This window comes from Actinacidiphila glaucinigra, from assembly GCF_035918135.1.
In the GTDB taxonomy this organism is placed as follows: domain Bacteria; phylum Actinomycetota; class Actinomycetes; order Streptomycetales; family Streptomycetaceae; genus Actinacidiphila; species Actinacidiphila glaucinigra.
Genome location: NZ_CP109144.1, coordinates 2,911,046 through 2,931,431, shown reverse-complemented (window position 1 = coordinate 2,931,431; position 20,386 = coordinate 2,911,046). Strand labels below are relative to the sequence as shown.

18 protein-coding genes are annotated in these 20,386 nt (G+C 72.6%); 10 read left to right on the top strand and 8 right to left on the bottom strand.

Annotation, left to right across the window (positions count from 1 at the left end):
• Nucleotides 1–33 precede the first annotated feature (33 nt).
• The 5 genes from OIE69_RS12805 to OIE69_RS12785 all read right to left on the bottom strand — a co-directional run bounded on the left by OIE69_RS12805 (nt 34) and on the right by OIE69_RS12785 (nt 5,138).
• Nucleotides 34–1,689 (bottom strand): FAD-dependent monooxygenase, encoded by a 1,656-nt coding sequence (locus OIE69_RS12805; RefSeq protein ID WP_326572111.1) that lies wholly within the window; start codon nt 1,687–1,689, stop codon nt 34–36.
• A 105-nt stretch (nt 1,690–1,794) separates the two neighbouring features.
• Nucleotides 1,795–2,643, bottom strand: a complete 849-nt coding sequence (locus OIE69_RS12800; protein ID WP_326572110.1) for an amino acid ABC transporter permease — start codon at nt 2,641–2,643, stop codon at nt 1,795–1,797.
• Nucleotides 2,640–3,287 carry an amino acid ABC transporter permease gene (locus OIE69_RS12795; RefSeq protein ID WP_326572109.1) on the bottom strand — a complete coding sequence of 216 codons (648 nt, stop codon included), beginning with the start codon at nt 3,285–3,287 and terminating at the stop codon, nt 2,640–2,642. The genes OIE69_RS12800 and OIE69_RS12795 overlap by 4 nt, the downstream gene beginning before the upstream one ends.
• Before the next feature lie 111 nt (nt 3,288–3,398).
• Nucleotides 3,399–4,322, bottom strand: coding sequence for a glutamate ABC transporter substrate-binding protein (locus OIE69_RS12790; RefSeq protein ID WP_326572108.1), 924 nt, complete (start codon nt 4,320–4,322; stop codon nt 3,399–3,401).
• A 39-nt stretch (nt 4,323–4,361) separates the two neighbouring features.
• Entirely contained in the window at nt 4,362–5,138 is a 777-nt protein-coding gene (locus OIE69_RS12785; protein ID WP_326572107.1) for an amino acid ABC transporter ATP-binding protein, read from the bottom strand.
• A gap of 290 nt (nt 5,139–5,428) precedes the next feature.
• Between OIE69_RS12785 and OIE69_RS12780 the strand changes: the two genes are divergently transcribed.
• Complete coding sequence (locus OIE69_RS12780; protein WP_326572106.1) at nt 5,429–6,136, top strand: response regulator transcription factor; 708 nt, start codon at nt 5,429–5,431, stop codon at nt 6,134–6,136.
• A 14-nt stretch (nt 6,137–6,150) separates the two neighbouring features.
• Nucleotides 6,151–7,539, top strand: coding sequence for a sensor histidine kinase (locus OIE69_RS12775; RefSeq protein WP_326572105.1), 1,389 nt, complete (start codon nt 6,151–6,153; stop codon nt 7,537–7,539).
• Here the strand turns inward: OIE69_RS12775 and OIE69_RS12770 are convergent.
• Nucleotides 7,508–8,281 (bottom strand): GntR family transcriptional regulator, encoded by a 774-nt coding sequence (locus OIE69_RS12770; protein WP_326572104.1) that lies wholly within the window; start codon nt 8,279–8,281, stop codon nt 7,508–7,510. The genes OIE69_RS12775 and OIE69_RS12770 overlap by 32 nt on opposite strands.
• A gap of 279 nt (nt 8,282–8,560) precedes the next feature.
• On the opposite strand from OIE69_RS12770, the gene OIE69_RS12765 reads away from it, so the two are divergent.
• Genes OIE69_RS12765 through OIE69_RS12745 form a run of 5 tightly spaced genes read left to right on the top strand, consistent with a single transcriptional unit; the run spans nt 8,561 to nt 14,380 of the window.
• The gene (locus OIE69_RS12765) at nt 8,561–9,721 is read left to right on the top strand and encodes an ABC transporter substrate-binding protein (RefSeq protein WP_326572103.1); all 1,161 of its coding nucleotides are present in this window, start codon (nt 8,561–8,563) and stop codon (nt 9,719–9,721) included.
• Between the two features lie 8 nt (nt 9,722–9,729).
• Nucleotides 9,730–10,626, top strand: a complete 897-nt coding sequence (locus OIE69_RS12760) for an ABC transporter permease (RefSeq protein WP_326581108.1) — start codon at nt 9,730–9,732, stop codon at nt 10,624–10,626.
• Complete coding sequence (locus OIE69_RS12755) at nt 10,614–11,447, top strand: ABC transporter permease (protein ID WP_326572102.1); 834 nt, start codon at nt 10,614–10,616, stop codon at nt 11,445–11,447. Before OIE69_RS12760 ends, OIE69_RS12755 begins: the two co-directional genes overlap by 13 nt.
• A 7-nt stretch (nt 11,448–11,454) precedes the next feature.
• Complete coding sequence (locus OIE69_RS12750; RefSeq protein WP_326572101.1) at nt 11,455–12,549, top strand: ABC transporter ATP-binding protein; 1,095 nt, start codon at nt 11,455–11,457, stop codon at nt 12,547–12,549.
• 49 nt (nt 12,550–12,598) lie between these two features.
• Nucleotides 12,599–14,380, top strand: a complete 1,782-nt coding sequence (locus OIE69_RS12745) for an HAD-IA family hydrolase (protein ID WP_326572100.1) — start codon at nt 12,599–12,601, stop codon at nt 14,378–14,380.
• Nucleotides 14,381–14,416: 36 nt separating this feature from the next.
• Here the strand turns inward: OIE69_RS12745 and OIE69_RS12740 are convergent, their stop codons facing one another.
• On the bottom strand, nt 14,417–16,255 hold the full coding sequence (locus OIE69_RS12740; protein WP_326572099.1) for a bifunctional serine/threonine-protein kinase/glutamate ABC transporter substrate-binding protein: 1,839 nt from the start codon (nt 16,253–16,255) through the stop codon (nt 14,417–14,419).
• A 125-nt stretch (nt 16,256–16,380) separates the two neighbouring features.
• Nucleotides 16,381–17,364, bottom strand: coding sequence for a TAXI family TRAP transporter solute-binding subunit (locus OIE69_RS12735; RefSeq protein ID WP_326572098.1), 984 nt, complete (start codon nt 17,362–17,364; stop codon nt 16,381–16,383).
• 129 nt (nt 17,365–17,493) lie between these two features.
• Here OIE69_RS12735 and OIE69_RS12730 point away from each other — a divergent pair, with 129 nt between their 5' ends.
• The 3 genes from OIE69_RS12730 (at nt 17,494) to OIE69_RS12720 (ending at nt 20,368) form a co-directional block, all read left to right on the top strand.
• Nucleotides 17,494–18,381 (top strand): MBL fold metallo-hydrolase, encoded by an 888-nt coding sequence (locus OIE69_RS12730; RefSeq protein WP_326572097.1) that lies wholly within the window; start codon nt 17,494–17,496, stop codon nt 18,379–18,381.
• Between the two features lie 103 nt (nt 18,382–18,484).
• Nucleotides 18,485–19,996: a tRNA (N6-isopentenyl adenosine(37)-C2)-methylthiotransferase MiaB gene (gene miaB, locus OIE69_RS12725; RefSeq protein WP_326572096.1), complete on the top strand. Its 1,512-nt coding sequence runs from the start codon at nt 18,485–18,487 to the stop codon at nt 19,994–19,996.
• A 42-nt stretch (nt 19,997–20,038) separates the two neighbouring features.
• Entirely contained in the window at nt 20,039–20,368 is a 330-nt protein-coding gene (locus OIE69_RS12720; RefSeq protein WP_326572095.1) for a hypothetical protein, read from the top strand.
• Nucleotides 20,369–20,386: the final 18 nt, after the last annotated feature.

Below are 20,386 nucleotides of genomic sequence, written 5' to 3'. Positions count from 1 at the left end.
AGCGGACCCCGGCCGGGCCCGGGCCGGGGTCCGTCAGTGGGGGACGCGGTCCTGGACGGCGCTCGGGGGCCCGCCGCGGGCGAGGTCGGCGTAGGCGTACAGCTCGGTCGGCCGGCAGCCGGTCATCACGGTCACCAGGTGGCCGTCCGGGCGGATCAGCAGCACGCTGTGCGCCGTCGACCCCGGATAGGCCTCCGTGACGAGCAGTTCCGCCCGGGTGGGCAGGGCCGCCACCGCCTTGGCCAGCCGGGGCATCAGGCCCGCGGTGAGCCAGTGCCGGCTCTCCCACACCCCGGTGCCCGGCGCGACCAGGACGACCAGCAGGTCACGCCCGAGACGCTCGTACAGGTGCGCGCGGGAGCCGTCGAGCGCCGTGACCGGGACGTCGACGACCGCGCCGCCCGGGGGAGTGGCGCAGGACACCAGCAGCGGCGACGGCGCGGCCGCCGAGGAGGCCGAGGCCGCGGCGCCCGCCCCGCGAGGGGCGGGCAGCGCGAGCGGTGAGCGGGCGTAGACCGGCGGGGCGCCGAGCGCGCCCCGGCCGAGGTGGCCGTCGGTGAGCAGTTCGGCGTACCGCCGGGCGGAGCCGGACAGCACGGAGCGCCGCACCGTGTGCCAGACACCGCTCGTCCGCAGCAGCGGCAGCACCTGGTCGGTGGCCCGCAGCCGGGCGCCCACCGCGCCGCGCCGTTCGGCCTGGTAGCTGTCGAGCAGGGTGTCCGACGCCCCGTGGTGCCAGGCCAGGGAGAGCTTCCAGGCGAGGTTGTCGGCGTCGCGCAGGCCCTCCTCCAGGCCCTGGGCGCCCAGTGCGCCCATGAGGTGCGCCGCGTCGCCGGCCAGGAAGACGCGTCCGGCGCGCCAGCGCCGGGCCAGCCGCTGGTGCACCGGGTACTCGGCGGAGCCCAGCAGTTCGTACGGAGGAACGCTTCCGCACCAGGCCGTCAGGGTGCCGCGGACGCGCGAGACGAGCTCGTCGGAGGTGAGCGGTTCTCCGCGCGCCGGCAGCAGCCAGTCCAGCCGCCACACCCCGTCCGGCAGCGGACGGGCCGTCACCTCCGGGCCCGCGCCCGGCCCCGGCGGCTCGCGGTGCAGCAGCGCCACGCCCTCGTCGGGCAGCGCGACCCGCAGGGCGGCCACGGCGTGCCGGTCGACGGCCGTACGGCCGGGGAAACGCACGCCCAGCAGCTTGCGCACGGTGGAGCGCGGGCCGTCGCAGCCGATCAGGTAACTGCCGCGCCACCAGGTGGCGTTGGCACCCCTGGTGCGGACGCTGACACCGCGTTCGTCCTGCTCGACCGCCTCGATGCGGGCTCCCGGCACGATCCGCGCCAGTGCCTGTTCGGCGAGGGCCCCGCGCAGCCCGCGCTCCAGGCGCTCCTGCCCGATGTGCAGCGGGGAGGGGCCCTGCCCACCGGAGGCACGGTCGCCGAACTCCACCCGGACGGTCTCCTGCCGGCGGCGCAGCGTCCGCCACGCGTCCCAGGTCGCGCCGGACTCGTACAGCCGGCGGTGGCCGAGCCGGACCAGCAGCCCGGCGGTCTCCGGGCTCAGTACGGCCGTGCGCTCCGGGGAGAGCGCGGGCGGGTGGTCGTGCTCGTCGAGGACGATGCTCGGCACGTCGTGCCGGGCCAGGCAGAGCGCGAGGGCGAGCCCGACCGGACCCGCCCCCGCGATGATCACCGGGTCCACGGCCGGGTCCCGGGAAGTTGTGCAGTCACATTGCGTATGCAACCTACTGCGCGTGCGTGCGTCAAGTGACCACACCTGCCGCGCGGTGGTACGCCTGGCGCACCGTCACTCCGCTGCGGCCTCCACCGCCTTGATGTCGCCGGCCTTGGGCGGCGCGCCCTTGCGGCTGCGGCGGCCGCGCCGCTCGATCCAGTTGGCCAGCGCGCTGAGCGCCAGGCACATCAGGATGTAGATCGGCGCCACGATGATGATCATCGGGATGAAGGGGAAACCCGCGCTGTTCTTGGCGATGAGGTTGCCGGTGTAGAGCAGCTCCTCGTAGGTGATGATGTAGCCGAGCGAGGTGTCCTTCAGGGTGACCACCAGCTGGCTGATGATCGACGGCAGCATCGCCCGGGTCGCCTGCGGGATCAGCACGAAGACCATGACCTGCGTCTTGCGCAGGCCGATCGCGTACGCGGCCTCGCGCTGGCCCTTCGGCACGGCGTTGATGCCGGCCCGGAAGATCTCCGCCTGCACCGAGCCGTTGTACAGGGTCAGGCCGATCACCAGCGCCCACAGCGGGGCGGAGGTGAAGACGCCCACGTACAGCGCGAAGATCATGATCAGCAGCGGCATCGCGCGGAAGAACTCCACGACGACGGTCGCCACCCAGCGCACCGGGGCGTGGTCCGACAGCCGGCCCGCCGCCAGCGCCGCGCCCAGCACCAGCGAGAAGACCGCGGCGAGCGCGAAGGCCTTCAGCGTGGCGACCAGACCGTCGACGATGCGCTGCTGGATGTCGGTGTACTGGAAGGGCTCCCAGAGGTACGAGGCGAACTGCCCCGAGTCGTCGAGCCGCCGGTAGACGAACCACAGCAGCGCCAGGATCGCCAGGGCGGCGAGTGCGCCGAAGACGCGGTTGCGGATCCTGGCCCGGGGGCCGGGCGCGTCGAAGAGGACGTTCGCGCTCATCGGGCCACCGCCAGCCGGTTCTCGAGCAGTCGGAAGACCGCGCTGATGAGGAGGGTGAGGACCAGGTAGGCGACCGCCACCCAGATGAAGGTCGCGAAGATGTCGTAGCCCTCCTCGCCGAGCGCCTTCTGCACGCTGAACAGCTCGGTGACGCTGAAGCCACCGGCGATCGCGGAGTTCTTGGTGAGCGCGATCAGCAGGCTGCCGATGGGCGGCAGCACGGTCCGGGTGGCCTGCGGCAGGATGATCAGCCGCAGGGTCTGGGTGAAGGTCATCCCGAGGCTGCGGGCGGCCTCGGCCTGTCCGAGCGGGACGGTGTTGATGCCCGAGCGCACGGCCTCGCAGATGAACGCCGAGGTGTAGCAACTCAGGGCGAGCACGGCGAGCCGGAAGAAGCTCCAGGTGTTCAGCCCCAGCCGGGGCAGTACCAGCACCGCGATGAAGAAGAGCAGGGTCAGCGGGGTGTTGCGCAGCAGGGTCACCCATGCCGTGCCGAAGGCGCGCAGGGGCGGCACCGGGGACACCCGGAACGCGGCCATGATCAGCCCGAGCACCAGGGCGATCGCCCCGCTCAGCGCGGTCAGCTCGACCGTGCCGAGGAACCCCTCGCGGAAGAGCGCGAAGTTGTCCAGCAGTACGTTCATCGATTCTCCGAAGGGGGTGCGCCGACGGCCGCTCCCGGCCGCCGGCGCATCAGGCTCGGGCTGTGCCGGGGAGGGGGGACGGGACCCGGCTCAGGCCGGGTCCCGGCCGTTTCAGGACTCCAGCTGGGGGATCTCGGCGCTCGCGCCGGACTTGCCGAGCGTGGCGTCGTACGCCTTCTTCCAGTCGCCGTTGTCCTCGTGGTTCTTCAGGGCGGCGGTGAGCGCCTCCTGGAGGACCTTGTCGTCCTTGAGCAGGCCCACGCCGTAGGGCTCCTCGGAGAACGGCTTGCCGACGACCTCGAGGTTGGCCGGGTCCTGGGCGGCGTAGCCCTTGAGGATGGCGTCGTCCGTGGTCACCGCGTCCACCTGGCCGGAGGCGAGGTTCTGCACGCACAGCGAGTACGAGTCGTACTCGACCGGCTCGGCGCCGTAGCCGCCGTCCTTGATGCGCTGGATGGAGGTGGAGCCGGTCGCCGAGCAGACCTTCTTGCCCTTGAGGTCGTCCGTGCTCTTGATGCCGCTGCCCTTCTTGACCAGGAGGTCCTGGCCCGCGACGAAGTACGGGCCGGCGAAGGAGACGGACTTCTTGCGCTCGTCGTTGATGGTGTACGTGCCGACGTAGTAGTCGACCTGGCCGCCGGAGAGGGCGGTCTCGCGGTTGGCCGACTGGATCGTCTTGAACTCGATCTTGCTCTCGTCGAAGCCGAGGTCGGCGGCGATCATCTTGGCGATCTCGATGTCGAAGCCGGAGTACTTCTTGCTGCCCGGGTCCTGGTAGCCCAGGTTCGGCTGGTCGGCCTTGACACCGACGACGAGCTTGCCGTTCTTCTTGATGCGGTCCCAGGTCTTGGAGCCGGCCAGGTCCACGCCGGTCTTGACGGTGTAGGTGGGCAGCTCGGCGGCGGCGGCGCTGCTGGAACCGCTCTTGTCAGGGGTGCCGGAGGAGGAGGGCGAGCCCTCCTTGCCGCACGCGGTGGCGGTGGCGGTCAGCGCCAGGACGGCCAGAGCGGCGGCGGCAGTGGTACGGAAGCTCATCGTGATCATCCTTAGGTCGGCGAACCGTCGGTGTCGCTCTCAGTGGTGAAGGATCTTCGAAAGGAAGTCCTTGGCCCGGTCGCTCCGGGGATTGCTGAAGAACTGGTCGGGCGTCGCCTGCTCGACGATCCGCCCGTCCGCCATGAAGACGACGCGGTTCGCGGCGGACCGGGCGAAGCCCATCTCATGGGTGACGACAACCATCGTCATCCCGTCGCGTGCGAGCTGCTGCATGACCTCCAGCACCTCATTGATCATCTCCGGATCGAGCGCCGAGGTCGGTTCGTCGAAGAGCATGACCTTCGGCTCCATCGCCAGCGCCCGGGCGATCGCCACGCGCTGCTGCTGGCCCCCGGAGAGCTGTGCGGGGTACTTGTCCGCCTGGCTGCCCACGCCCACCCGGTCCAGCAGGGAGCGGGCGCGGTCCTCGGCGGCCTTCTTGCCGGCCTTGCGCACCTTGACCTGGCCGAGCGTGACGTTCTCCAGGACCGTCTTGTGCGCGAAGAGGTTGAAGGACTGGAAGACCATGCCGACATCGGCGCGCAGCCGGGCCAGCTCCTTGCCCTCCTGGGGCAGCGGCTTCCCGTCGATCGTGATCAGACCCGAGTCGATCGTCTCCAGGCGGTTGACGGCCCGGCACAGCGTCGACTTGCCCGACCCCGAGGGGCCGATGACGACCACGACCTCGCCGCGGCCGATGCTGAGGTTGATGTCCTGGAGCACGTGCAGCGCGCCGAAGTGCTTGTTCACGTCCTTCAGTACGACCAGGTCGTCGGGCGCCGTCACGGCGTCCTTGGTCACCGGCACTTCGGTCATCGGCGTGTGCTCCATCCTCGTCGGTTGACCAGACCTTGGCGATCACCCTATTGACGCTTGGCGAACGGAGTCAGCACATCTGAGGGGAACTTGAGCATTACGATCCGGTCACCGGCTGGCACAAATCCGGCACTGTGGGTGAGCCCGGCCGGTTGTGCAGCGTACCGGCTCCGTAACAGTCGCCGCACAGGGCCGGGCTGCGCTTGACGCGCACGTGGCCGATCGGCGTGTATTCGGTGGTAGAGCATGATTGCGGGAGTGTGAAGGGCCGAGCCGCGGGAGGTGAACGGATGAGACTGCTGCTCGTGGAGGACGACCACCGGGTCGCCGCCGCGCTGGCGGCCGTGCTGGCCAAGCACGGACTGCAGGTCACCCACGCCCGCAGCGGCGAGGAGGCGCTGCACGCGCTGCTGCCGGACCACGGTCCGGGTTTCGACGTGGTCCTGCTCGACCTCGGCCTGCCCGACCAGGACGGCTTCGAGGTGTGCAGCCGCATCCGGCTGCGCACGGCCATCCCCGTGATCATGGTGACCGCCCGCGCCGACGTGCGGTCGCGCATCCACGGACTCAACCTCGGCGCCGACGACTACGTGGTGAAGCCGTACGACACCGGTGAGTTGCTCGCCCGTATCCACGCCGTCTGCCGCCGCAAGGCGCAGGAGGCGTCCGCGGGGCCCGAGGCGGAGGGTGCGCAGGCCCCCGACGTCATCGGGCTCGGCCCGGTCCAGGTGGAGCTGGCCACCCGCAAGGTCACCGTCGGCGACGAGCCGGTCGCGCTGACCCGCAAGGAGTTCGACCTGCTCGCGATGCTCGCGCAGCGGCCCGGAGTGGTCTTCCGCCGTGAGCAGATCATCAGCGAGGTGTGGCGGACGAGCTGGGAGGGGACCGGGCGCACCCTCGAGGTGCATGTGGCGTCCCTGCGCTCCAAGCTGCGCCTGCCCTCCCTGATCGAGACCGTGCGCGGGGTCGGCTACCGCCTCGTCGTGCCCTCCGGCTAGGGGGCCGTTCCTCCGTGCATGCCCGGCTGCTGCCGCTGCTCATCGTGCTGATGGCCGGTGTGCTGCTGGCGCTCGGCTTCCCGCTCGCCGCCAGCCTGGCCGCCACCCAGCAGCAGCGGGTCGTCGTGGACCGCATCGACGACACCGCGCGCTTCGCCGCGCTCGCGCAGTACGTCAGCACCGACGGCGCCGGGGAACGGGAGAGCACGCTGCGGGCGGAACTGCTGCAGTACCAGGAGGTCTACGGCATCAGGGCCGGCGTCTTCGACCGCGACGGCAAGCCGATCGCCTCGGCCCCGCCCGGCTGGACACTGCCCACCGGCGGCGAGGCCTTCACCGCGTACAGCGAGGCCCTCGCCGGGCGGCGCAGCCACGACCCCACCCAGATCTGGCCCTGGCAGCACCGCTCCCTGCCGGTCGCCTCCCCGGTCGTCCGGGACGGCGACGTCGTCGCGGTGGTGCTCACCGACTCGCCGACCGGCGCCATGCGCTCGCGCATCCTGCGCGGCTGGCTGCTGCTCGCGGCCGGTGAACTGGCCGCCATGATCGTGGCCGTCATGGCCGCCTTCCGTCTCACCGGCTGGGTGCTGCGCCCGGTCCGGGTGCTGGACCGGGTCACCCACGACATCGCCACCGGCCGGATGAAGTCCCGCGTGGCCGTGTCCGGGGGGCCGCCCGAACTGCGGCGCCTGGCCCGGTCGTTCAACGAGATGGCCGACAACGTCGAGGAGGTCCTCGACCAGCAGCGGGCCTTCGTCGCCGACGCCTCCCACCAGTTGCGCAACCCGCTGTCCGCGTTGCTGCTGAGGATCGAGCTGCTGGGTCTGGAACTGCCCGACGGGCACGAGGAGATCGCCTCGGTGCAGGAGGAGGGCAAGCGCCTGGCCTCGGTCCTGGACGACCTGCTGGGCCTCGCCACCGCCGAGCACGCGGAGGCCAACCTCGCCCTCACCGACATCGCCGCCCTCGCCGCGGAACGCGTCGAGGCGTGGCGGCCGGTCGCCGAGCGCGACGGCGTCGAACTCGGCTACGGCGGCGCCGCAGCGGTGACCGGCTGGGCGGACCCGGTGGCACTGTCCAGCGCCCTTGACGCAGTGATCGACAACGCCGTGAAGTTCACACCGAGCGGCGGGCGCGTACTGGTCACCACCGAACTGCGGGGACGCCCCGGAGTCATCGACGTGACCGTCGCCGACGGCGGCCCGGGGCTCACGGGGGACGAACTGGACCGCATCGGCGACCGCTTCTGGCGCAGCCCGCGCCACCAGAACGTGGACGGCTCGGGCCTGGGCCTGTCCATCGCGCGGGTGCTGCTCGCCCAGGGCGGCGGCGGCATCGCCTTCGCCCCGAACGAGCCGCACGGGCTGCGGGTCACCCTGACCGTGCCGCGAACGGCTCCCTGAGCCCGGGGCCGGCCTGGCGGGCCAGCGGGTTGGAGCCGATCGAGTTGTGGATGCTGAAGTTGACCGCGTCCGAGCGGTAGCGGTCGTCCGACCACTCCACAGGGCGGCCCTTCTGCGTGGTGGTCACCCGGCGTACGCGCAGCAGCGGGCTGCCGCGCCGCACGCCCAGCAGCGCGCTGTCCCGGGTGCCGGCCGAGACGGCGTCGATCAGGTGCTCCCCGTAGGCGAAGACCAGGCCCATGTCGTCGTACAACCGCTGGGTGACGGACTCGCAGTCCGGCTCTATGCGCAGCACCGCGGGGGCGATCCAGTCGGCGTAGACCGTGCGCTCCACCAGGACGCACTCACCGTCGAGACCGCGTACCCGCAGTACGTACAGCACGTCCGTGCCCGTGCGCAGGTGCAGGCGCGTGGCGTCCTCCGCCGTGGCCGGCCTGGTCTCGGCGCGGACCACGGTGCCTGAGGCGGCACGGCCCATGGCCCGCGCCCACTGGGCGAAGCTGCGCAGCTCCGCGAAGCTCTGACTGCGCCGGCTGGCCAGCACGACGCGGCGGGCGCCCTGGCGGGAGCCGATCAGCCCCTCCACGGTCAGCGCGGCGACGGCCTGGCGCACGGTCCCGCGGGAGACGCCGTACCGGGCGGCCAGTTCCGTCTCCGGGGGAAGCAGGGCACCGACCGTGTACTCCTCGTCGTCGATGGCCCGCCGGAGCTCCTCGGCGATCTCCTCGTGCCGTGCCGCCACCGCGCCCCCTTCCGTTCATGCATCGTCTGCGCGCAACACCGTTCAGCGTAGACGAGCTTGGCGCCGATCGCGCGCAGGGGTTCACGGCTCCTCGGGCCTGCCACCAGGTCCTTGGCCGAAAGGGGACGACTGCCCTCTGCGGGCTTGCCGAGGTTTTCCCGCCGTTTACGGAAAGGCCATTGACGCCCGGCCTACTGAAGGCCAACTTGTTCGGACAAGTTGAAGCGCTCCCCGACCTCCCTGCCCTTCAGGACCCGACTTCCCCTCCAGGAGACTTCCGTGCCCGCGTCCCTTCCGAAGGCGGCCGCTCTCGCCGCCGGCCTCGCCGTGACCGCGCTGGCCCTCAGCGCCTGCGGCTCGGCCCCCACCACGCAGACCTCCGCCGACGGCAAGAACGGCAAGAGCGCGGCCACCGCGACCTCCGCCGAGGAATTCGGCGGCATGGACGCCCTGATCGCCGCCGCGAAGAAGGAGGGCACGCTCAACGCGATCGCCCTGCCTCGCGACTGGGCGAACTACGGCGCGCTGATCGACGGCTTCACCAAGAAGTACGGCATCAAGATCCAGAACGAGACCCCGGACGCCGCCAGCCAGGACGAGATCAACGCCGTCACCTCCCGCAAGGGCCAGGACCGCGCCCCCGACGTCCTCGACCTCGGCGCGGCCTTCGCGATCAGCGGAGCGCAGCAGGGCCTGTTCGCCTCGTACAAGGTCGCTTCCTACGACGACATCCCGGCCGCCCAGAAGGACGCCCAGGCCCGCTGGTACAACGACTACGGCGGCTACGTCTCCATCGGCTGCGACGCCAAGCGCGTCAAGAACTGCCCCACCACCTTCGCCGACCTGCTCAAGCCCGAGTACAAGGGCCAGGTCGCGCTGAACGGCAACCCGACCAAGTCGGGCTCGGCCTTCGGCGGCGTCTACGCGGCGGCGCTGGCCAACGGCGGCTCCTTCGACGACATCCAGCCCGGTATCGACTTCTTCGGCAAGCTGAAGAAGAACGGCAACTACAACCCCGTCGAGTCCACCCCGGCCACGGTCGAGAAGGGCGAGACCCCGATCAGCATCGACTGGGACTACCTCAACGCCGGTTACGCCGAGGAGTTCGCCAGCAAGGGCGTGGACTGGAAGGTCTCCGTCCCCAGCGACGGCCAGTACGCCCAGTACTACGCGCAGGCGATCAACAAGGACGCCCCGCACCCGGCGGCCGCCCGCCTGTGGCAGGAGTACCTCTACAGCGCCGAGGGCCAGAACCTGTGGCTCGCCGGCTTCGCCCGCCCCGTCCTGATGCCCGCCATGGACAAGGCCGGCACCCTCGACAAGGCCGCCGCCGCCAAGCTCCCCCCGGTCACCGGCACCCCGTCCTTCCCGACCGACGACCAGCAGAACAAGGCCAAGGGCGTGCTGGCCCAGGGCTGGGGCAAGGCCGTCTCCGGATGACCGACCCGATGACCGCCACCGCGGCGCCCGTCGCCGCCGCTGCCGGGGCCACCGTCCCGGCGCGGCGGCGCTCGGCCGGCTGGCTCGCGGTGCTCCCGCTGCTCGTCTTCGTGGCGATCAGCTTCGGGGCCCCCGCGGTCGCCATGATCAACGGCGCCTTCACCGTCAAGGACCCCGCGAGCGGGGCCTCCTCGTACACCACGGCCAACCTGACCACCTCCCTGCAGGGCGCCTACCTGACCGCCCTGTGGGGCAGCGTGAAGCTGTCCGGGCTCTCCGCCGCCATCGGCGCGGTGCTCGGGCTGCTGCTCGCGCAGGCCGTGGTGACCTCGCGGTTCCGCGCCCTGCGTGAAGCCGTGCTGACCGCCTCCGGCGTGCTCGCCAATTTCGGCGGGGTGCCGCTGGCCTTCGCCTTCGTGGCGACCCTGGGCAACGCGGGCGTCCTCACCCGCCACCTGGGTCTCGCCGACCACGGCTGGAGCCTCTACAGCTTCTGGGGCCTGGTCATCGTCTACCTCTACTTCCTCATCCCCCTCATGGTGCTGACCGTGACCCCGGCGCTGGACGGGCTGCGCGTCCAGTGGCGGGAGGCCGCCCAGAACAACGGCGCCACCAACGGCCAGTACTGGCGGCACGTCGCCCTGCCGGTGCTGGCCCCCTCGCTCCTCGGCGGCCTGGTGCTGCTCTTCGGCAGCGCCTTCGCCGCCTACGCCACCGCCGCGGCGATGGTCGGCAGCTCCGTGCCGCTGATCACCCTGCAGATCGCCGACGCCATCTCCGGCAACGTCCTGGTCGGGCAGGAGAACGTGGCGCTGGCCCTGAGCCTCGACATGATCGTCGTCGCCGGCCTGGTCATGGCGGTCTACCTGCCCCTGCAACGACGGAGCGCGCGATGGCTGGTCTGACGGACACACGGATCCGGCCCTGGCGCGGCATCGTCCTCGCCGGCGCCGGCCTCTACTTCCTGGTGCCGCTGGCCGCCTCGGTGATCTTCACCGTGGACGTCCCCGGCCAGGGCATCACCTTCGACGCGTACGGGCAGATCCTCAAGGCGGAGGGCTTCACCTCCAGCCTGCTGCTCTCCCTGGAACTCGCGGCCGTCACCATCGCCGTCGTCCTGCTGCTGATGGTGCCCGCCATGGTGGCCCTGCGCCTGTCCGCGTCCCGGCTGCGCCCGCTGGTCGAGGTGATCTGCTCGCTGCCGCTGGTGGTGCCGCCGATCGCGCTGGTCGCCGGGGTCAGCAGCGTGCTGCGCTGGGGCCCCGAGCACCTGGCCAGCACACCGTTCTTCCAGACCTTCGTGGCCATCCAGAACCCGTCCTTCCCGGTCGTCCTGGTGCTCACCTACGTCGTGATGGCGCTGCCCTTCGTCTACCGGGCCCTGGACGCCGGACTGCGGGCGGTCGACGTCCGCACCCTCGTAGAGGCCGCCCGGTCCTGCGGCGCGAACTGGCCGGCCGCCCTGATCCGGGTCGTGCTTCCCAACCTGCGCGGGGCGCTGCTCAACGCCTCCTTCCTCACCCTCGCCCTGGTGCTCGGCGAGTTCACCGTCGCCCAGCTGCTGGGCTTCCAGCCCTTCGCGGTGTGGATCGTCACGGTCAGCGGCTCGCAGGCCCAGCTGTCGGTGGCCGTCTCGGTGCTCAGCCTGCTGGTCACCTGGGTGCTGCTGCTCGTCCTGGCCGCCGTCGGCGGACGCCGCCCCACCTCATCCGCCTCCCGGAAGTGACCGACAGATGACCGACACCTCCCCCGCCCCGGTCGCCGACGCCGTGACCGCCGCGAGCAGCGGCGCCACCGTCGAGTTCCGGGCCCTGCGCCGCTCCTTCGGAACCACCACCGCTCTCGACGGGCTGGACCTGACCGTCCGGCCCGGCGAACTCGTCGCGCTGCTCGGCCCGTCCGGCTGCGGCAAGACCACCGCGCTGCGCATGCTCGCCGGCTTCGAGCACCCCGACTCCGGCCAGGTCCTGGTCGACGGCGAGGACGTCACCAAGACCCCCGCGCACCGCCGCGACGCGGGCATGGTCTTCCAGTCCTACAGCCTCTTCCCGCACCTGAGCGCGGCCGACAACGTCGCCTTCGGGCTGCGCATGCGCAAGGTCGGCGCCGCCGAGCGGCGCACCCGCGCCGCCGAACTCCTGGAGCTCGTCGGCCTGCCGGACCACGGGGACCGCTACCCGCACCAGCTCTCCGGCGGCCAGCAGCAGCGCGTGGCCCTCGCCCGCGCCCTGGCGCTGCGCCCGCGCGTCCTGCTCCTGGACGAGCCGCTGAGCGCACTGGACGCCAAGGTGCGCACCACCCTCCGCGAGGAGATCCGCCGCCTCCAGCGCGAACTCGGCATCACCACACTGTTCGTGACGCACGACCAGGAGGAGGCGCTGTCCATGGCGGACCGCGTCGCCGTCATGAACGCCGGGCGGATGGAGCAGTGCGCCGCGCCCGCCGAACTGTACGACCGTCCCGCGACCGCCTTCGTCGCCGAGTTCGTCGGCACCAACAGCCGCCTGCAGGGCCGGCTCACCGACGGCGGCCTCGTCGAGGTCCTCGGCCGGCGGCTGCCCGCCCAGGGCGACGTGCCCGCCGGCACCGAGGTGGACGTCCTGGTCCGACCTGAAGCGGTGAGCGTGGACGCCGACCCCACCGGCGACGCGCGCGTCGTGGCGACCGCCTTCCTCGGCGCCGTCACCCGGGTGACCGTGCGACTGGCCGACGGCACCTCGGTCAAGGCCGACCTGGCCAGTTCCGAGGCCGCTGCCCTCCCGCCGGGCGCGACCGTCACCGTGTCCCTGCCCGACCGGCCCGTCCTGGTCACCGCCCGCGCCGTCTGATCCCGACCGCACCCCCCATCCCCCCACACCGCTGATGAAAGAGAGCCCCGTGACCCACCCACCGCACCACCCGCTCCAGGCCGTCCTGTTCGACATGGACGGCACCCTCGTCGAGACCGAGGAGCTGTGGTGGGAGGCGGTCGCCGAGGTGGCCGCCGGGCTGGGGCACGTGCTCGGCGACGCGGACGTGACCGAGGTCCTCGGCCGCGCCGTCGAGCACACCGCCGCCCACCTGGCGTCCACGACCGGTACGGCGACGGGCGCCGGCGAACTGGCCGCCGTCCTGCACCGGGAGTTCGCCGAGCGGGTCCGCGTCCGCACGGTGCCCCGCCCCGGCGCGCTGGAGCTGCTGGACGAACTCGCCCGGCACGACATCCCGATCGCCCTGGTCTCGGCGTCTCCGCGCGAGGTCGTGGACCTCGTGCTGGCGGTGCTCGGCCCCGAGCGCTTCGCGGTCTCCCTCACCGCCGACGACACCCCCCGCACCAAGCCCGCCCCCGACCCCTACCTCGCCGCCGCCCACGCCCTCGGCGTGGACCCCGGCGCGTGCGTGGCCGTCGAGGACACCCCGACCGGTGTCGCCTCCGCCGAGGCCGCCGGCTGCCGGGTGCTCGCCGTGCCGTCCCTGGCGCCGATCGCCCCCGGCGCGGGCCGCGCGGTGCTCGGCAGCCTGGAACGGGCCGGCGTCTCCCTGCTGCGGGCCCTGGTGGCGCAGCCGCCGTCCTTCCTCGTGCCCGCCTTCACCAGCCGCCGCACCCGTGTCGGCGAGCCGTTCCGGGCCACCGTCGCCGGGCTGCTGCGCGGCGCCCCCGTCACGTACGCCAAGGCCGCGGGCCCCGGCTGGGCGCGGGTGTCGGCCGACGGCACCGTCACCGGGACCCCCGACGCGCCCGGCGCCGCGGAGGTGGCCGTCTCCGCGACGGACGCCGACGGGCGCTCCGCCACCGTCACCGTGCGTGTGCCGGTCGTCGCGGCAGGCGAGCCGATGGTGCGGCACTTGCGCGTCATGAGCTGGAACCTGTGGCTCGGCGGCGCCCGCGTCGACGACCACCGCGACAAGCAGCTGCGTGTGCTGCTCGACGCCGACGTGGACGTCGTCGGCCTGCAGGAGACGCGGACCCACTCCGCGAAGGAACTCGCCGAGGCCCTGGGCTGGGAGCACCACCAGGCGGGCGACAACCTCGGCGTCATCAGCCGCTACCCGATCGTCTCCCGCCACGGCCTGCCCGCGAGCGCGTTCTACGGCGGCCTCGGCGCCACCGTCCGGCTCGACGAGGGCCACGACGTCACGCTGTGGAGCGCGCACCTCAACCACACCCCGTACGGCCCCTACGACGCCCTCCACGACCGGCAGCCGGTCGAGGTGCTCGCCCGGCACGAGGCCGCCTCGGGACGTCTGGACCAGATCCGGGACATCCTGCACGACATGGCAGGCGACCTCGCCGCCCGCGACACCGTCCCGGTCGTCCTCGTCGGCGACTTCAACGTCCCCTCCCACCTGGACTGGACCGCCGAGGCGGCGCCCCTGCGAGGCGGGTACGGACCCGTGCCCTGGCCTGTCACCCTCGCCACCGAGGCCGCCGGACTGCGCGACTCCTACCGCGAGGCCCACCCGGACCCCGTGCGCGACCCCGGCACCACCTGGTCACCGGTGAACCCCGAGCCCGAGCCGCAGGACCGGATCGACTACGTCCTGTACGCCGGGTCCGGCCTGAAGGTGCTGGACTCCGCGACCCTGGTCACCGGGGAGCCCCGCCCCGAGCCGCATGTCGCGGGCAACGCCTGGCCCTCCGACCACGCGGCCGTGGTCACCACGTTCGCTCTGCGGTGACGGCCGCCCCGCGCGGCCGTCCGGGCCGCGCGGGGCCTAACCGCACTCGGACATCTCGTCCGGTCTCGGCCGCTGGTCCGCGAGATTCTGCGAGGCCAGCGGCTTGAGGTGCTTGACGTACGACGCGCGCCAGGCGCCCGAGGAGATCTCGCGCTTGATGGCGTCGCATATGGCGTGCTTCAGCTCGGGCTCGTTCTTCTGCAGCCCGACGCCGTACTCCTCGGTGCCGAAGGGAACGCCCAGCAGGCGCAGTTGCTTGGTGTGCTGGGCGCGGTAGCCGGCGAGGATGATGTCGTCGGTGGACACGGCGTCGACCTTGCGCGCGAGCAGTTCGTCGACGCAGAGCCCGTACGAGGCCTGCTGCTCGGTCTTTATCTGCGGGTACTCCTTGCGGAGCCGATCCGCGGGCGTCGAGTCGGTGACGGTGCAGACCTCGCGGCCGAACAGGTCCTGCACGCTGTGCACGGGGGCGTCCTCACGGACGAGGAAGTCCTGTCCGGCCTGGTAGTAGGGACCGGCGAAGGCGACGTCCTTCTTGCGCGCCTCCGTGATCGAATAGCTGGCCACTATGTAATCGACGTAGCCGGCCCGCAGGAAGTACTCGCGGGACTGGGTGTCCACGACCGTGAACTGCACCTTCTTGAAGCCCAGATGCTCGGCGATGGCCCGCGCCAGATCGATGTCGAAGCCCTCGTAGCCGTCCTCGGCACCCCTGGTGGCCTCGCTGAGGCCCGGCTGGTCCTTCTTGACGCCGACGATGAGGTAACCGCGCTCGCGCGCCGTCCTGATGGTCGGGGAGTCGGACAGGTCCGGCCCGTCGTCCCGCAGCCGGTCGACGGCGAACCAGCCGGCCGCGGCCAGGACCGCGAGACCCACCCCGCCCGCGACGAGGGTGTACCAGCGGCGGCGCCACGTCCGGCCCCCGGGCTCGTGCACCGGCGGCGTACCGGCGCCGGGCTCGGTCGTGCGCGGCGAGGGCAGGGCGCCCGCGTCCGTCCGCGTGGCGTCCGGGTCGTAGTCCGGGTGGACGGCGACCGGGAACTGCGGGGTCTCCTGCGCCACGTGCTGCAGCAGTTGCTCGGCGCGCTCCGCGGACACCCGCCCCCCCGGCTCCTTGACCAGCAGCCCGTCGATCAGCGGGCGCAGCGGCCCCGCGTGCGCCGTCGGCGGCGGCTCGGCCGTGCGGACGGCCTCCAGCACCTCGTACGGCGTCGGGCCGCGGAAGGGGGCCCGGCCCTCGACCATCTCGTAGAGCGTGACGCCCAGCGACCACAGGTCGGCGGCGGGCGTGGGCGTCAGCCGGCTGGCCAGCTCCGGCGCCAGGTACTGGGGGGTGCCGACGGTCTCGTGGATCCGCGTCACCTGGGCGGCGCCCTCGAAGGTCGCGATCCCGAAGTCCATGAGCACCGCCCGCCCGTCCCGGCGGAAGAGGATGTTGTGCGGCTTCACATCCCGGTGCAGCACCCCGGCCGCGTGCACGGCGCGCAGCCCGCGCAGCACCTCCAGGCCGATCTGCGCCGCCTGGAGCGCGGGGATCCGGCCCTGCTCGCGCAACTGGTCGGCCAGCGAGTGCGGGTTGACCTGCTCCATGACGATCCAGACCTGGCCGTCGGCCTCGATCACGTCGTGCACCGCGACCACGTGCTCGTGCCCGATCCGGGCGATGGCCTGCGCCTCCCGGCGCGCCCGCTCCACCCACTGGGCCTGCGTCTCCGGGTCCAGCGCGCCCCGGAACAGCAGTTCCTTGACGGCGACCTGACGGCCGAGCCGGTTGTCGTACGCCTCCCACACCACGCCCATACCGCCGCGCCCCAGTTGGCGGCGCAGCTCGTAGCGGCCGTCGACGAGGGTGTGCGGCGTACCCCCAGAACTCATGCGTGTGCCCCCATCGGTACGTGGTCCGCTACAGGTTAGGGGGCTCTGACGGGGATGAACATCGCCCCCGGGGCGCGGAACGATCACATGTCGGGCGGAATGGTCCGTACCGGCGCCGATGGCACCTACGGCTTCACGGACCGGTAGTAGCGCTCGGCGCCCGCGTGCAGCCGCAGGGGGTCGGTGAAGACCGCCGTCCGCAGGTCCATCAGCTGGGCGGCGTGCACCTCCTGACCGATCCGGTCGCGGCTGTCGATCACGGTCCGGGTGAGGCGGTCCACCAGGCCGGTGTCCGTCCGGTCGGTGGTGATCAGCAGGTTGGCCACGGCGATCGTCTGCACCGCGCGGCCGCCCTGGACCATCGGGTAGGCGTCAGCCGGCATGACGGCCTGCCGGTAGTACGCCGACTCCTCGCTCTCGGCGTGCAGCCGGGCCACGAGGTCGCCGAGCTGGACCAGCTTCACGTCGGTGGTCTCCGCCAGGTTCGCGATGGTCTTGGTCGGCAGTCCGCCCGACCAGAAGAACGCGTCCAGCTTCCCCTCGCGCAGCATCTCCGGCGCCCGGTCGATGCCCACCGTCCGGCGCCGCACGTCGCCGGGCTCCCCGAGGTCCGCGGCCTCGAGCAGCCGCTGCGCTATCAGGTTCACCCCGGAGCTGGGCTGGCCGATCCCCACCCGCAGCCCGCGCAGGTCCTTCGCCGACCGCACGGGGGAGTCGGCGGGCACCACGAGCTGCATGTAGTCGTCGTACAGCCGCGCGCAGGCCCGCAGCCGCCCCGCGCCCGGGCCGTCGTAGTCCGCGACGGCGTCGGCCGCGGCGATCGCGAAATCGGCCTCGCCGGTCGCCACCCGCCGGACGTTGTCCACGGACCCCTCGGACCGCACCAGGCGCACCGGCACCCCGGGCAGGTCCGTGTGCAGATAGGGCTGGAGCCGCTTCCCGTACGTGTCGTACACGCCGTTGCGCACACCGGTGGCGAAGTCGACCCTGTCCTTCGGGTACGACGGCCCGTCGGAGGGCAGCACCCACCACAGCAGCAGCGCGACCGCCGCCGCCACCGCCAGCACGGCCTGCACGGCCCGGCGTCTGCCGATACGGGGGAGCTCCATCCCCGCGATAGTGCCAGGCCCGGCGCCGCACTGGCCAGCGCCGTCCCGCGGCCGGCGGCTCCCGGACGTTCAGGTCCGCCCCACGGGGAACACTCATCCCAGGGCGCGCCCCGCCGAAGGGAGGCCCGCATGGCACGCTCGGTGACCTGGACGGTGGGCGACCTCGTCGTGCACCGCGTCGACGAGACCACGCTGCCCCCGGGGACCGGACGGCGGCTGCTGCCCGCCGCCACCCCGCGGGTCGTGGCGGGGGCGCCGTGGCTGCGTCCGGACTTCGCCGCCGCCGACGGCACGCTCCGCCTGGCGACCCACACCTTCGCCGTGGCGGCCGGCGGCCTGCGCGTCCTGGTCGACACCGGGATCGGCAACGGCAAGACGCGGTCCGACCCCGCGTGGCACCGTCTCGCCACCGACTACCCGCGACGCCTGGCGGAGGCGGGTTTCCCGCCGGACTCCGTGGACCTGGTGATCCTCACCCACCTGCACACCGACCACGTCGGCTGGAACACCCGCGACGACGGCGGCACCTGGGTGCCCGCCTTCCCCCGCGCCCGCTACCTGGTCACCCGCGCCGAGTGGGACCACTGGGCGGGCACGGACCTGGACGACGACCACCGGCAGGTGTTCCGCGACTCGGTGCTGCCGGTCCGCGACGCCGGACTGCTCGACGTGGCCGACGTCACCGGCGCCCCCGTGGAGGCGGCCCCCGGGATCCGCCTCCTGCCGGTGCCCGGGCACACCCCGGGGCAGGTCGCGGTCGAGCTGCGCGGCACGGGCCGGTCGGCACTGGTGACCGGCGACAGCTTCCACCACCCCGTGCAGATCGCCGACCCGGCGATCACCAGCACCGCGGACTCCGACCCGGCTCTGGCCGTGCGTACCCGCCGCGCGCTGCTCGGCGGGTACGCGGGCACGGACACCCTGCTGCTGGGCACCCACTTCCCGCCTCCCACCGCGGGCACCGTCGTCCCGTGGGCGGACGGCCACCGCCTCCTCCCCGAGCCGCCCGCCACCTGACGCGGCGGGTGCCGCCCGGCGTCGCCCGGTGCCGTCCGGTGCCCGCCCGCACGGGGGCGGGCGCGGTCACGAGCGCGTGCGACGCGCCCCTTACCCTGGACGGGTGCAGCGTGAAGAGCAGGATGTTAAGAGCTACGAGATCCGCACCTACGGGTGCCAGATGAACGTCCACGACTCCGAGCGGCTGGCAGGCCTCCTGGAGGCGGCCGGCTACGTCCGCGCGCCCAAGGGCGAGGACGGCTCGGTGTCCGCAGATGTTGTCGTCTTCAACACCTGCGCGGTCCGGGAGAACGCCGACAACCGCCTCTACGGCAACCTCGGCCGCCTGGCGCCGCAGAAGGCCGCCCGGCCCGGCATGCAGATCGCCGTCGGCGGCTGCCTGGCGCAGAAGGACCGGGACACCATCGTCAAGAAGGCCCCCTGGGTCGACGTCGTCTTCGGTACCCACAACATCGGCAGCCTCCCGGTGCTGCTGGAGCGCGCGCGGATCGCCGAAGAGGCGCAGGTCGAGATCGCCGAGTCGCTGGAGACCTTCCCGTCCACGCTGCCGACCCGGCGCGAGTCGGCCTACGCGGCGTGGGTGTCGATCTCGGTCGGCTGCAACAACACCTGCACCTTCTGCATCGTCCCCGCGCTGCGCGGCAAGGAGAAGGACCGCCGTCCCGGCGACGTCCTCGCCGAGGTCGAGGCGCTGGTCGCCGAGGGCGTCATCGAGGTCACCCTGCTCGGCCAGAACGTCAACGCCTACGGCTCCGACATCGGCGACCGCGAGGCCTTCAGCAAGCTGCTGCGCGCCTGCGGGAAGATCGACGGCCTGGAGCGGGTCCGCTTCACCTCGCCCCACCCGCGCGACTTCACCGACGACGTGATCGCGGCCATGGCCGAGACCCCGAACGCGATGCACCAGCTGCACATGCCGCTGCAGTCCGGCTCCGACGCCGTACTGCGCGCGATGCGCCGCTCGTACCGGCAGGACCGTTACCTCGGCATCATCGAGAAGGTGCGCGCCGCGATGCCCGACGCCGCCATCTCCACCGACATCATCGTGGGCTTCCCCGGCGAGACCGAGGAGGACTTCGAGCAGACGCTGCACGTGGTGCGCGAGGCGCGCTTCGCGCAGGCCTACACCTTCCAGTACTCCAAGCGTCCGGGCACGCCCGCCGCCGAGATGGAGGGGCAGGTGCCGAAGGCGGTCGTCCAGGAGCGCTACGAGCGGCTGGTCGCGCTCCAGGAGGAGATCTCCTGGGCGGAGAACAAGAAGCAGGTCGGCCGCACCCTGGAGGTGCTGGTCGCCGAGGGCGAGGGCCGCAAGGACGACGCCACGCGGCGCCTGTCCGGCCGCGCCCCCGACAACCGCCTGGTGCACTTCGCGCCGCCCGCCGAGCCGGTCCGTCCCGGCGACGTGGTGATGGCGGAGATCAGCTACGCCGCACCGCACCACCTGCTCGCCGAGCACCCGGCGTTCGGCGTCCGCCGCACCGCGGCGGGCGACGCCTGGGAGCGGCGCACCTCGGCCGCGGCGGCCAAGCCCGCGGGTGTCATGCTGGGCCTGCCGACGATCGGCGCGCCCGTGCCGGCACCGGCGGCGGCCGCGCCGGGCTGCGGCTGCGACTGACGGAGCGGGGACCGCGGGGACGCGGGGACAGGGGGGGCACGGATGGCTCGTTGGGGGCTCTTCGCCGAGGAGACCGTGGGCAGCGGCGACGCCAGGCGCTGGGAGTTCGAGCTCCTCGGCCACGCCGACGGCACCCGCGAGGAGGCGCTGCGCAGGCTGGAGGAGGCCGCGCTTGCCTACCGGCCGAGCAAGCCGTTCACCGTGCGGCGCAGCTGGCTGTACCGCTCGGGGGAGGGCTTCGTCCAGGTCAACGAGGGTGTGACGACGACCTACATCTGCCGTTTCACGGTCGCCGAACTGGTCCGCGACAGCAAGGACCCGAAGGTCGCCGCCATGGCCGAACCCTTGGACCGCGTGCCCGAGGGCTTCTGAGACGGCGGACGGTAGGGT